Origin of the sequence: Ensifer sp. KUDG1, assembly GCF_050434285.1 — a bacterium.
Lineage (GTDB): Bacteria > Pseudomonadota > Alphaproteobacteria > Rhizobiales > Rhizobiaceae > Ensifer.
On record NZ_JBNDIG010000002.1, the window covers coordinates 442,883 to 456,131 of the forward strand.

The following is a 13,249-nucleotide window of genomic DNA, read 5'->3' on the forward strand; positions in this document are numbered from 1 at the left end:
GAGTTCTAAAGATTGAGCGTTGCCTTCACCAAGGAAGAAAGTGCCGAAACCGCCGCCGAGACATTGCTGCCGGACCGGGCGATTTCGCCGCATCCGAACCTGGTGACAAAGGCGGGGCTGACGGCGCTGGAGGCGCAGATGCAGGAGGCGCGCGCGGCCTATGAGGCGGCAGCCACGATCGACGACGTCAACGAAAAGCGCCGGCAGCAGGCGGGCCCCTTGCGGGACGTGCGCTATCTCTCCGAGCGGCTGCGCACCGCGCAGCTGATGCCGGAACCCGCCTCGAACGAGATCGTCGCCTTCGGCAGCACGGTGACGTTCAGCCGTGACGACGGGCGGGTGCAAAAGTACCGGATCGTCGGCGAGGACGAGGCGGATCCCAAGGCGGGGTCGATCTCCTATGTGGCGCCGGTGGCGCGCATCCTGATGGGCAAGGCGGTGGGCGACGTCGTCACTGTCGGCGACCAGGAGCTCGAGGTCGTGGCAATTTCCTGATCCCTGACGCGCCGGCGTGATGACGCCGGTTTGTAGCTATAATAGTCGTATCCGATTTAATAGTGCAATCTTGACATTCCATCGTTCGTTGGTATTTATGTCGCGTCCGATCTAATTTGGCGGTGCCGGACGATCGGAAACGCCTGTCGGAAGCAGGCGGCCAAGAGGTTTGCTCGGGTTCGTCGATACGGAGAATGGACATGCACAACACTGGTGACGCTGCGCCCGTTCGCGCCTATCGCGAGTTTTCCCGCGTGCTCGATCCCGATGTCTACGAGCCTCTGCCGGACGACTGGCTGATCGGCATCACCGACGTGGTGAATTCCACCGGCGCGATCCGGGCCGGGCGCTATGAGGACGTCAACTATGTCGGCGCCTCGGCGATTGCCGCCATCGGCAATGCGCGCGGCGATTTCGACTTTCCCTTCGTGTTTCGCGGCGATGGCGCAGCCTTTGCGCTGGCGCCGGGCGGGGAGGCCATGGCGCGTTCGGCGCTGCGGCAGCTCGCGGCTTTCGCAAGGGACCGGTTCGATCTCGATTTGCGCGTCGGCCTGCTGACGGTCCGGGATATCAGGGACCATGGCCAGGATGTGCGGATCGCCCGCTATGCCGCATCGGAGCATGCGACCTATGCGATGTTTGCCGGCGGTGGCCTCAAATGGGCGGAGCGGCAGTTGAAAGAGGGGCGCTACCTGCTGTCGCCGGAAAGCCACGGCACCGAGCCGGATCTGACCGGCCTTGCCTGCGAGTGGCGGCCGTTTCCAAGCCGGCAGGGGCAGATCCTGTCGCTGCTGGCCGAACCCGCCGCCGACGTGACGCCCGAGCGCTTTGCCGCCGTGGCGCGGGCGGTGATCGCTGTCTTCGATCAAGGGCCGCGGCAGTCGCATCCTCTGCCGGAGCAAATGGGTGTGCCGAAGGACGCGCGGGTGCGGGTTGCGCCCGAGCGCTGGGCGGGCGTGGCTGCCAGTTCCGATTTCCGCAAGTATGACGACGGCCTGCGCCTGACGGTGGATTGCACTGCGGAGCAGATCGACTGCATCGAGGCGATCCTTGTGGCCGCCAAGGCGCGCGGCGAGGTCATCTTCGGGCTGCATCGGCAGAGCCACGCGCTGATGACCTGCCTTGTGCCGTCGGCACGGCCGGATGCGCACTTGCATTTTCTCGACGGCATGGATGGCGGCTACGCCAAGGCGGCGGAAATGATGGCGCCGCGTGAACGCTTGAGCGCCTGATCGTGCCAAGCGGCAAGGGCGGCGGAGAACCGCCCTTAAGCGTGATGTTGGCCGCTCCAATCGCTGTGCCGGCCCTTCGCGAGCGATAGTCGCGGTGGCGGGCGTTTCAGCGGCTATTTCCTGGCTTACCAGCGTTCAGCAGGTTGTCGCGCAGTTTTGCCACCGACTGCTGCACCGTCGCAAAGTCGTCGCCGAGGCCGATCGCGTCGGTCAGCGCGGCACCCGGGTCGGCATCCACCACTGCCTGGCCGGCCGGCGTCAGCGTCAGCCGCACCTGGCGTTCGTCCGTGGGATCGCGGCGACGCTGAAGATAACCGTCAGCCTCGAGCTTCTTCAGGATCGGTGTCAGCGTGTTCGATTCCAGAAAGAGCTTTTCGCCAAGCGCGCTCACCGTCTGGTCGTCCTCCTCCGACAGAGCCACCAGGGTCACGTATTGGGTATAGGTCAGGCCGAGCTTGTCGAGCAGGGGCTTATAGGCACGGCCGAAGGCAAGATTTGCCGAGTAGATGGCAAAGCACAGGAAGTTCGAGAGCTTCTTGCCGCCCTTGGCCGATGCAGTGCCAGGGTCCTTGGCAGTCTTGGACGTGGACATGGGAATCTTTTTTCCTTTTCGTTGTCTGCACTTAATATAAATCGCATCCGATTAAATCGCAATGGTGTTGACGGTGTCTCACGCTTCATCTATAAACATCGCATCCGATTAAAGCGTATCCGATATAAAAATCAAACAGAGAGGAAATGACATGACCGAGAAGCTTCTTTTCACTGGCAAGACCCACAACACCAGCGGCCGCGACGGCGGCACCATCAGCCAAGACGGCACTTTGGAACTCAAGCTCACCCAGCCGCATCCGGCGGCGGAAAACCTGTTCGGCGCCGCCTGGTCGGCCTGTTACCTGGGGGCGATCGAGCTTGCAGCGCTGCAGCGCAAGGTGAAGCTTCCCGCAGGGCCGCAGGTCGATACCGAGATCGACCTCAACGTCAACGACGGCTCCTATTTCCTGCGTGCCCGTCTGAACGTTCGCCTGGACGGTCTCGACCGTGACGTGGCGCATGACATCATCCACGCTGCCCATGACATCTGCCCTTACTCCAAGGCAGTGCGCGGCAACATCGACGTCGAGACCAATCTCCTCTGATTTCGGCCTAAAAAAACTATTGATATCATCGGGATGTGCCGGAGCTGATCACCAGCCGCGGCGCATCCCGATTTCGTTTCGGCAGCGCGCTCCCCTCCACGAATGTCGCCCGGCGGCCGGGGCGTAGGGATTTCCCCGACGACACCTCACAAGAATGTAATTTGGCCGACCGTCCCCCTTGTTGGTATTTTCGCGCCTTCGCATGGACAGGGGACGGCTCCGGCCGATGGTGTCATGCCTTACAATCTCACCGTGAATGGAAAGAACTATGCCGTTGATGTGGACGGCGATATCCCGTTGCTCTGGGTCCTGCGCGACACGATAGGGCTCACCGGAACCAAATTCGGCTGCGGCATCGCCATGTGCGGCGCCTGCACGGTGCATATCGACGGGCAGGCGGCGCGCTCCTGTGTGATGCCGGTGTCCGAGGCGGCGGAGAAGCCGATCACCACGATCGAGGCGATCGGCGACACGCCCGAGGGCAAGAAGATACAGCAGGCCTGGCTCGACATCGACGTGGTGCAGTGCGGCTACTGTCAGTCCGGACAGATCATGTCTGCGACCGCGCTCATTGCCGCTAATCCGACGCCTGATGACAGCGACATCGATGCGGTCATGGCCGGAAACATCTGTCGATGCGGCACCTATCCGCGCATTCGTGCAGCCATCAAGCTTGCGGCGCGGGGGTGATGCCATGTCCATCTTCGACAGAACGAACCTTTCCTTATCGCGCCGCCAGCTTCTGATCGGCGCATCGCTGACCGGCGCGGGCCTTGTGATCGGCTTCAGGCCGCAGGCGGCAACAGCGGCAGGCGATCCCTTCGCGCCGAACGCCTTCATCCGCATTCCGCAGGAAGGCAAGATCACCTTCGTCATGCCCTCGGTAGAAATGGGGCAGGGCATCTATACGGCGGTCGCGATGATGCTCGCCGAAGAGCTAGAAGTCGGGCTCGACCAGGTGGTGCTGGAGCATGCGCCGGCCGATCCCAAGCAATATGCCAATCCGCTGTTGGGCGACCAGATCACCGGCGGCTCCTTTGCGATCCGCGGTGTCTACGAGCAGATGCGCAAGGCGGGTGCCACAGCGCGCATCATGCTGGTCAGTGCTGCGGCGCGCGACTGGGGCGTTTCGCCCGACGCCTGCAGGGCCGAGGCCGGAAATGTGGTCGAGACCGCCGGCAGCCGGCGCGCTGCCTATGGCAGCCTGATTGCGACTGCGGCCTCTGAGGTCGTGCCGCAGGAGGTGCCGCTGAAGCCGGCCTCCAGCTACCGGGTGATCGGCAAGCCGGTGCATCGGCTCGACAGCCCGGAGAAAGTCAACGGCACGGCGAAATTCGGTATCGACGCCCGTCCGGACGGCGTCTCCTATGCGGCGATCGCGATCTGTCCGCACTTCAACGGCAAGCTGCGCGCGGTCGACGAGGCCCCGGCCATGGCGGTCAAGGGCGTGAGCCAGGTGGTGCGCATCGAGGAGGCCGTCGCGGTTGTCGCCAACAATACCGGTGCTGCGCGAAAGGGGCTCGCGGCCCTTGCGATCGAATGGGATCCGGGGCCGAGCGCCTCGGTTTCGCAAGCCGAGCTCGAGCGCCTCATGGATGCGGCGATCGACGGCAAGGCCCTGCCGCATTTGCATGAAGGCGACGTCGCCAGGGCCGAGGCCGAGCATGGGCCGGTGCACGAATTCGTCTACCGCATGCCGATCCTGACCCATTCCGCCATGGAGCCGATGAATTGCACCGTGCATGTGCGCCCCGATGGCTGCGAAGTCTGGGTGGGAACGCAGATCATGAGCCGGGCACGGCAGGCGGCAGCCGACGTGACCGGCCTGCCGGTCGAAAAGGTGGTGGTGCACAACCACTTGCTCGGCGGCGGCTTTGGCCGCAGGCTCGATGTCGACGGCGTGATCCTGGCGACCAAGATCGCCAAGCAGGTGAAGGGCCCGGTGAAAGTGACCTGGAGCCGGGAGGAGGACATCCGCCACGACTGCTATCGCTACCTCAACTACAGCAAGGTGACGGCGACGCTCGGGGCCGACGGCATGCCGATTTCCTGGCGGCACCGGGTCATCGGCCCGTCGGTCATGGCGCGCTGGTTCCCGGGCTTCACCAAGGACGGCGTCGACCTCGACCAGATGGCGGGGGCCGAAACGCCCTATGCGATCGAACACAGGCAGACCGATTTTGCCCGCCAAGAGGCGCCGGATGGCATGCTCACCGGCAACTGGCGCGGCGTCGGCGCCACCCGCAACATTCCCCCGGTCGAATGCGGCATCGACGAACTGGCGGAACTCGCGGGCGTCGATCCGCTCGAATACCGGCGGCGGCTGCTGCAGCACAAGCCGCGGCTGCTCGGGGCGCTCGACCTTGCAGCCGAGAAGGCCGGCTGGTCGACCCCGCTTGCCAAGGGCCGGGGCCGAGGTATCGCGGTTGCCGAGGATTTCGGCAGCTTCGCGGCGATGGTCGCCGAAGTCAGCCTCGACGGGAGCGGCAGGTTCAAGACCGAGCGTATCGTTTGCGCGGTCGATTGCGGCCAGGTGATCAACCCGGACACGGTCGAAGCGCAGATCCAGAGCGGCGTCGTCTATGGCCTGAGCGCGGCACTCTACGGGCGCATCACCGTCGAAAACGGCGCGGTGGTCGAAGGTAATTTCGACGACGCGCCTGTGCTGCGCATCCACGAGACGCCGCCGATCGAGGTGCATATCGTGCCGAGCGCCGAGGCGCCCGGCGGCATCGGCGAGGTGGGTACGCCCGGCGTGGCGCCGGCGCTTCTGAACGCGATCTTCATGGCGACCGGCAAGCGGCTCAGAACCCTGCCGATCGACCAGGGCGACCTGAGGAGGGTGTGACCATGAACAGGCCAGCCCTTGCTCTCTCGCTTGCATCCGCGCTCGTGGCGGCAGGTTTCATTGCCGCTTTCGAGCCTGTCAGCGGTTTTGCCGAAACCGGCAGCGGCGGCGCCTTGAAAGGTGCGGCCGACTTTGCCGCGATCACCGATGCGCGTGAGCGCTCGAAGGCGATGTTTGCCGAGGCGAGCCGGGTGCTCACCCATCCGCGCTGCATCAACTGCCACCCGGCGACGCGCAGCCCGACGCAGGGCGAGGACATGCACCCGCATGTGCCACTGATGATCGCCGCCGACAGCTCGATGGGGCCGGCCGGCCTTGCCTGCAGCACCTGCCACGGTGCGGAGAACCGGGCGATCGTCGGCAGCCGGCTGAAGTCCATCCCCGGCAACGCCCATTGGCAGCTGGCGCCCGCAAGCATGGCCTGGCAGGGCCTCACCGTTCGCGAGATCTGCGAACAGGTGAAGGATACGGAGCGCAACGGCAACCGCTCCCATGCCGATCTCATCAAGCACATGGGTGAGGACCACCTGGTCGGCTGGGCCTGGCATCCGGGCGAGGGCCGCAGCGCGCCGCCCGGCTCGCAACCGGAGTTCGCCGCGCTGATCACCGCCTGGGTGGAGACCGGCGCGGAATGTCCGGACTGAGCGAGATGTGCGGACTGACTGCGGCACCGGTCCTCCTTGACAAGGCGGCCAGACTGTTCGACCTTCACCGCCATGACCTGCCGCCTCGCAAAACTGACGACTGTAAAAAAAGCCCCGCATCCGGGGCTGACGGTCGTTGCGCGCAGAGCATAGCAAGCACAAGGATCAGATCGACCCCGCCGGTTCGGACGGGGTTTTCGCTTGCGCTCTCCGTCTCCGGTTTTTCAAAGGAGATGGAATTTCATGGAAAGCACAGCTTCAACACGATCGCCGGGCCTTAGCGGTCTCTGGCTGCCGTTGATCACGCCCTTTCGAGATGGGGAGCTGGACGAGCGCTCGCTCCGCCGGCTGGTCGTCCACTATGCGGCCGAGCCGATCGATGGCTTCATTCTCGGCGCGACCACGGGCGAGGGCATGGCGCTCGACGAGGCGGAGTGCGAGCGGGTGGTTGCGATCACCAACGAGACCCTGGCTGCAGCGGGGCGGCGCATCCCCGTCTATTTCGGGCTTTCCGGTAGCGATACGCGGAAGTCGGTGAAGGCGCTGGAGCGGACGGCGGCCTGGGGCGTCGATGGCTACCTGATTGCCTGCCCCTATTACACCCGGCCGTCGCAGCGCGGTCTTTATGCGCATTTCTCGGCGCTTGCCGACGCCACGGAACGACCGATCCTGATCTACAACATTCCCTATCGGACGGGCGTCAACCTCGATAACGAGACGATGCTGCAACTTGCCGAGCGGAGAAACATCGTTGGCGTCAAGGATTGCTCGGCGGATGCGACGCAATCCTTCGATCTGCTGCGTCACAAGCCCAGCGATTTCGCCGTGCTGACCGGCGAGGACCCGCTGTTCTACACGGCGCTGACGCAAGGGGCCGAAGGCGGGATCACGGCGTCTGCCCATGCGCACACGGCAGCCTTTGCCGATATCCGCGACAGGCTCCTTGCCGGCGACCAGCCGGGCGCACTTTCCGCCTGGCAGCGCCTTGCCGACCTGCCGCGGCTGCTCTTTGCCGAGCCGAGCCCCGGGCCGATCAAGCATTGGCTGTGGCGCGCGGGGCTGATCGACAGTGCGGAGATGCGCCTGCCGATGGTGCCGGTCAGCGATGACCTGGCACTGAGGATCGAAAGGGCGATGGCGGCGCAGGAAGACCGGCGCTGAGCCTGCGGCGGTTTTCCAAAGTGGGGCGGTCGGTAAAGGGAAGATCGCCCTGCTTTGCGTCGCCGTTTGCATCGTATTTTAACAGTTACGTACTTTCGCGGAACGGCTTGTTTCGGCAGGATAGCGGTCCTCACGCGCGGTGTCCGACGGCCCTGTGCGGGCCGTGCTGCTGGGCATTGAAATGCCGCAGTTGAGGAAAAAAACAGAGAACCATTCTTGCGAGCGGTCCGTGCCCTGAACCGTCACGGGTGAGGGCGAAAGCCGGTTTCCCGGCGCGAGGACCAAGCCGGGCGAGATGGACGGTGTGCCAAAAACGGGGCGCCTGTGCGGGTGCCCGTCCCAAAGCTGATTGATCAGGACGCCTGGAGACGATGATGAAGACATCCGGCAGCAATCTTGAAATCACTCGACGCGACATGATGAAAGGCGGGATCGGCGCGGCCTCGCTTGCCGCGATCGGCGCCGGCGCGGCCGTTCCGGCGGCGCTGACGGCCGCCTCGGTCGTGACCTCGGCCACGCCCGCCGCGGCACAGCAGGCGCTCGGGCCGGGCGCGCCGACATTGCCGGTGACCGGCGTCGCCATGCATCCGGGCTATGCCCGCACCATCGGGCAGATGGCCTATATCTGGGGTTGGCCGATCGTCAACATGCTGAACCGCCGGGCGAAGATCACCCAGGCGCCCTATGCGGGCCTGCTCGGCGGGCTCTCGCCGGTGGCCCCGCGCGGGCAGGTGGGCATGCTGCACGACTATATCGAGCCGTCGGAAACCTTCGTCACATGCCCGAACCAGGACGTCGTCTACGGCCTCGGCTTCTTCGAGCTCGACGACGAGCCTGTCGTTGCGCAGGTGCCCGACTTCGGCGACCGCTTCTGGCTCTATTCGCTCTACGATGCCCGCACCGATCAGTTCGGCCAGCTCGGCAAGCCCTATGGCACGCGGCCCGGCTTCTATCTTCTTGTCGGCCCCGACTGGGACGGGCTGAAGCCCGCCGGCATCACCGACATCATCCGCTCCCCGACATCGCTTGCGAGCGCCATTCCCCGCATCTTCCAGACCGATGTGAGCGACGACAACCAGGCGATCCAGCCGCTGATCAACCAGGTGGTCTTCTATCCGCTGAAGGAATTCACCGGCGAAGCGAAAACCATCAATTGGGCGAAGCTGACCGACATTCCGGCACCGCCCCTGAATGGCGGCGCGACCGACGGCGAAACCAAATGGGTAACGCCGGAGACGTTCTTCGACCAGTTCGGCGACGCCATCGCTGCGGTCGATCCACTGCCGGGGGAGGAGGCGCTTTATGCGCAGTTCCGGCTGCTGCTCGATGCGGCCGAGCGCGATCCCGAGCTCAGGAGCATGCTCGTCGACACGGCGATCGAGACGGAGGAGAAGGTCATCCACCCCTTCTTGGAATGGCAGCGCAACGGGCTGCCCGCCGGCAACGGCTGGAACCGCTCGGTCAACAATGCGCAATGGGGGATCGACTACTTCAACCGGACCGGCACCGCCAAGTCGAACATGTTCAACAACCGGCCGAGCGAGACGCAGTATTTCTATACCGACTTCGACGGCGCCGGCGACCAGCTGACCGGCGTGAAGCTCTACGAAATCACCTTTGCGCCCGGCCAGGAGCCGCCGGTCCACGGCTTCTGGTCGCTGACCCTTTATGACGACAAGCACCTCTTCCACACCAACGACTTCAAGCGCTACTCGCTGGGCACCAAGAGCGACAAGCTCAAGCACAATGAGGACGGCTCGCTGACGCTCTATGTCAGCGCCGAGCGCCCCGGTGGGGAGAAGGACAGCAACTGGCTGCCGGCGCCGCACGGGATCTTCTCGCTCTATATTCGCGCCTATTGGGGCAAGGACGAGATCCTCGACGGCTCGTGGCAGCCGCCGAAGATCACGGTTGCGGCATGACCGCGGCCAAGGTGCCGGGATAAGCCGGCGTCGGTTTGCCCGGCGTGTTCAACGCCAGAAACGCTTGACGTCGATCACGTCGTCGAGCGCGGCCTGTGCGCGGTCGATGAGCTTGTCCTTGTTCGCCTCCACGACGAGCGTTCCGGCGTCCGAGTGATCCTCAAGACCGATTTCGCTCAGCACAAGCGGCGCCGAGACCAGATCGTTGAGCGTGCCGAGTTCATCCTGCAGCGCGGCCATTGCGGCCGTGAAGCGCTTGTGGCGCCTGGCGCCACGCTTGTCGTCGAACAGTGTCGCAAAGAATTCGGCGGCATAGCGCAGCTTCTTGGCGTCCTTGCGGGCCTCGTGCCGTTCCTCGTCGTTGACCTTGGCGAGCGCACGACCATGCTTCTTCAGCTTCCGGCGTTCGCGGTCGAGCACCGCCTCGGCGAAATCGGTCACCGGACGATCATGAAGTTCGGCGGGCGGTGACGAGAGATAGGCGCCACAATGCAGCCATTCGTGGAGGTCGAGCATCAGGGCGCGGCCGCGGCCGTCGTCGAGCGCTTCGAACAGTTCGCGATAGCGGGCGGCGCGGGCTGTCTTCAGCCGGTCGACGAGTTCCGGCCGGGATGCGCGCGCCAGGAGAACGTCGACGTCGCGGGCCTTGCCGAAGACGCCTGCCAGCCACTTCAGCTCGCCTTTCAGGCGCGTGCTTTCATCGTCCTGAAGCAGATCCCTGAAGAGCGAGAAGGCCGAACGCAGGCGCCGAAGGGCAACGCGGGCCTGGTGCAGCGCCTCCGGGTTTTGGCGCACCCGCAGCACGCCCTCGTTCAGGCGGTGGTGGCGAAGACAGGAAAGGGCGACCGTGCGAAAACTCTTTGCCACCCGCATCTCGCGGTCGAGTTCGACCGGCTCGGCCTTGAAGACCATCTGCTCGGCATCGATGAGACGGAAACCGCGCTCGGCCTTGGACATGACGCCGAAGCGGATGGGAACGATCGCCTCGATGCGGCGGGCAAGCGTGAAGAGCGCCTCGGGCGCGCCGTCCTTGAGCTCGAGCTCGATCTCACCGATCGTGGTCTGGCGGGTGCCCGCGGTGATCAGGCCGCGGTCGAGCACGACCTCGATGTCGGCGCCATCCTGCTTCACCTTCCAGGTGGTGCGTTCGACGTCGACGGCAAAATGCGCCTGCAGATCGCCCGGCTCAAGGTCGAACTGGGCGGCAAGCGGCGTGGTGTGGTTGGCCACCGGCTCGTCATCGTCCAGCGGCTGTTCCCATTCCGGCCGGGCAAAGACCGAGGCGCTCGCGCCCGTCGCCTTGATCGTCTGGGTGCGGACAGAACCGACGGTGCGGATGCGCAGCGTAAAACCCGACTGGAACAGGTCGCGGGCGCGCGTGTCGAAATAGACCGACCGTTGGCTTTCGACGCTTGCGGGCTCACCCAGAAGCCCGGATTCGGTAAAGCGATCGAGATCTTCAGGGAGAAGCTCGAGCTTGATTTCGATTTCCGTGTTCAACCCCATCCTCCAACAAGTGCGATAGACAACGCGATAATGCCATATGAGCACATTGGTTCGTGTTCTGAATGACATGAATCATATTTGCGCGGCGGTCCGACGCGGTAGGTCGCGCTCGGAGCGGGAGGCCCTGAGGTGTACGGGATTTCAATGGATTCCGGAGGGAAAACCGCTTCGCACTTTTCCTGGAATTGCTTTTTGTATTGCCGCAATTCCGGGCGGAAAACCGCTTCGCACTTTTCCTGGAATTGCTTTTTGTATTGCCGCAATTCCGAACGGAAAACCGTTTCACACTTTTCCTGGAATTGCTTAAGCTCCCCACATTTCATGCCACGGAATTGATAAATGTCGCTTCGCCTTGCCACCTTCAATATCGAAAACCTTTTGAGCCGCTTCGATTTTTCCGGATTTCGCAACCAGTTGAAGCAGGATCGGGTGCTGCGGCTCTTCGACGTAAAGACGGAAGCCGAGTATCAGCGGCTGGAGGAGGCGCGCACCATCGCGCATACCGACGATACGCGGCAGATGTCGGCGCTGGCGATCGCCGATTGCGATGCCGATATCCTCTGCCTGCAGGAAGCCGACAACATGGCCTCGCTGCAGGCCTTCGAGTACAACTACCTCTTTCGTATGGTCGGTAACGGCTACCGCCAGAAGTACCTGATCGAGGGCAATGATTCGCGCGGGATCGATGTGGCCGTGCTGATGCGCGAGGAAACGCGCGACGGCCAGCCGATCGAGTGCCTGGAGGTCAAAAGCCATGCGGGGCTGACCTATGAAGACCTCGACCTCTTCAACGACAAAATAGCGCTCACCAACCGGCCGGCCGACCGGATCTTCAAGCGCGACTGCCTGGAGCTCGATCTTCGCATCGGCGGGCGGCCGCTGACGCTTTATGTGGTGCATTTCAAATCGATGGGGCCGGCGCGCGAAGGGCTCGACGGCCGGCAGGCGACGATGCCGCTGCGCGTCGCCGAAGCCTCGGCCGTGCGCCACATTATCGAAAGCCGCTTTGGCCGCGGGCACACGGCCGACAAGATGTTTGCGATCTGCGGCGACATGAACGACTACCAGGAGAAGGTGAACATCCTCGGCGACCGGCGCACCGGCTACCAGTTCGTGCCGCATGAGGAGGAGACGAGTTCGCTCGACGTTTTCACCCATGACGGCTTTGCCGAAAACCCGATGCTGCGCCGGCCGGTGATGGACCGCTGGACGCTGTTCCACAGCCGCGGGCCGCAGGAGCGGCATCTCTGCCAGCTCGACTATATCTGGCTGTCGCCGGCGCTTGCCAAGCGCAATGCGCAGCAGGTGCCCGAGGTCATTCGCGGCGGCCAGCCGTTCCGCACGATCTTTCCGCCGGAGCTGGAGGTGGAGCGTTATCCGCGCACCGGCTGGGACCGGCCGAAGGCATCCGACCATTGCCCCGTGGCCATCACGCTGGATGTTTGAACATGAGCGCGCTTGAAAGCAACACGGCTGAGTGGCCAGCCGAAGGCGCCATCATCCCGATCGATGCGGTGGATGTCCGCGTTGCCGGCGCAGCCCATCCGTTTCACCTGGAGGAGGTGGAGCGCGCACAGGAAAACTGGCAACGGGAGATCGCCGCCAATCCGCATCTCTTCGATGGGCGCATGGTGCTGCTGAGGGCGCTTCGCATCGACGACGGCCGGTTGCGGGGCGAGGGGCATGTAGTGCCCTATTCGACCTTTCTCTGGTGGCGGAAGACGCGGGCGCAGAGTGCTTTCCATCTCTTCGCCATGCCGGCGATCCTTTCTTCCGACGGTGCGCTGATTCTGGTGCGCATGGGCGGGCACACGGCCAATCCGGGGCGGGTCTACAGCCCCTCCGGTTCGCTGGAGCCCGAGGATATCGTCGATGGCGGTTGCGACATCGACGGCAATATCCGCCGCGAGGCGATGGAAGAAACCGGTATCGACCTTTCGCTCGCGACCGTGGAGCCCGGTTATCACCTGCTGCATATGGGCCGCGCCGTGACGCTCATCCGCGTCTATCGCTATCCGGAGAAGGCGGCAGCTCTGGTTGCGCGCGTTGCCGCGCATATCGCCACCGATCCCGAACCGGAGATCGACGAAGCGATCGCGGTTTTTGGCCCGGACCCCGTGGCGCACAACTATCCGCCCTTCATCCCGCCGATCCTCGACTGGCTGTTCCAGCGTGAGAAGCCGCTCTGATTTTGAGTCAGCGGGGCGTCGTATCCTCTTGTATTCGCGTACTTTAGCGCGGGTTTCCTGATGGCTGCGCGACGGCGGATGGGCGCCGGCTGAGTCCGGGCAGACTTTTGGTC

Annotated in this window: 12 protein-coding genes; 10 read left to right on the forward strand and 2 right to left on the reverse strand. The window is 64.1% G+C overall.

Annotated features, from left to right (window positions below; all coding sequences use genetic code 11):
* Positions 1–12: 12 nt before the first annotated feature.
* Together greA and M2267_RS07660 are read left to right on the forward strand one after the other, a co-directional pair.
* On the forward strand, positions 13–495 hold the full coding sequence (gene greA / locus M2267_RS07655) for a transcription elongation factor GreA (RefSeq protein ID WP_429113709.1): 483 nt from the start codon (positions 13–15) through the stop codon (positions 493–495).
* A 200-nt stretch (positions 496–695) separates the two neighbouring features.
* Positions 696–1,727: a DUF3095 family protein gene (locus M2267_RS07660; RefSeq protein ID WP_429113710.1), complete on the forward strand. Its 1,032-nt coding sequence runs from the start codon at positions 696–698 to the stop codon at positions 1,725–1,727.
* A gap of 106 nt (positions 1,728–1,833) precedes the next feature.
* Here M2267_RS07660 and M2267_RS07665 read toward each other — a convergent pair whose 3' ends face one another.
* On the reverse strand, positions 1,834–2,319 hold the full coding sequence (locus tag M2267_RS07665; RefSeq protein ID WP_429113712.1) for a MarR family winged helix-turn-helix transcriptional regulator: 486 nt from the start codon (positions 2,317–2,319) through the stop codon (positions 1,834–1,836).
* A gap of 151 nt (positions 2,320–2,470) precedes the next feature.
* Between M2267_RS07665 and M2267_RS07670 the strand changes: the two genes are divergently transcribed.
* The 6 genes from M2267_RS07670 (at position 2,471) to M2267_RS07695 (ending at position 9,441) form a co-directional block, all read left to right on the forward strand.
* The gene (locus M2267_RS07670; protein WP_034793353.1) at positions 2,471–2,866 is read left to right on the forward strand and encodes an Ohr family peroxiredoxin; all 396 of its coding nucleotides are present in this window, start codon (positions 2,471–2,473) and stop codon (positions 2,864–2,866) included.
* 234 nt (positions 2,867–3,100) lie between these two features.
* A complete protein-coding gene (locus M2267_RS07675; protein ID WP_429113714.1) occupies positions 3,101–3,556 on the forward strand; it encodes a (2Fe-2S)-binding protein in 456 nt (151 codons plus the stop codon).
* A gap of 4 nt (positions 3,557–3,560) precedes the next feature.
* Entirely contained in the window at positions 3,561–5,714 is a 2,154-nt protein-coding gene (locus M2267_RS07680; RefSeq protein WP_429113716.1) for a molybdopterin cofactor-binding domain-containing protein, read from the forward strand.
* A gap of 2 nt (positions 5,715–5,716) precedes the next feature.
* Positions 5,717–6,358 (forward strand): Isoquinoline 1-oxidoreductase subunit, encoded by a 642-nt coding sequence (locus M2267_RS07685; protein WP_429113718.1) that lies wholly within the window; start codon positions 5,717–5,719, stop codon positions 6,356–6,358.
* A gap of 243 nt (positions 6,359–6,601) precedes the next feature.
* A complete protein-coding gene (gene dapA / locus M2267_RS07690) occupies positions 6,602–7,519 on the forward strand; it encodes a 4-hydroxy-tetrahydrodipicolinate synthase (RefSeq protein WP_429113720.1) in 918 nt (305 codons plus the stop codon).
* Positions 7,520–7,893: 374 nt separating this feature from the next.
* Positions 7,894–9,441: a DUF1254 domain-containing protein gene (locus tag M2267_RS07695; RefSeq protein WP_429114512.1), complete on the forward strand. Its 1,548-nt coding sequence runs from the start codon at positions 7,894–7,896 to the stop codon at positions 9,439–9,441.
* 48 nt (positions 9,442–9,489) lie between these two features.
* Here the strand turns inward: M2267_RS07695 and M2267_RS07700 are convergent, their stop codons facing one another.
* Entirely contained in the window at positions 9,490–10,947 is a 1,458-nt protein-coding gene (locus M2267_RS07700) for a CHAD domain-containing protein (RefSeq protein ID WP_429113722.1), read from the reverse strand.
* A 339-nt stretch (positions 10,948–11,286) separates the two neighbouring features.
* Between M2267_RS07700 and M2267_RS07705 the strand changes: the two genes are divergently transcribed.
* Together M2267_RS07705 and M2267_RS07710 are read left to right on the forward strand one after the other, a co-directional pair.
* Complete coding sequence (locus M2267_RS07705) at positions 11,287–12,393, forward strand: endonuclease/exonuclease/phosphatase family protein (protein WP_429113723.1); 1,107 nt, start codon at positions 11,287–11,289, stop codon at positions 12,391–12,393.
* 2 nt (positions 12,394–12,395) lie between these two features.
* Entirely contained in the window at positions 12,396–13,136 is a 741-nt protein-coding gene (locus M2267_RS07710) for an NUDIX hydrolase (protein ID WP_429113724.1), read from the forward strand.
* Positions 13,137–13,249 lie beyond the last annotated feature (113 nt).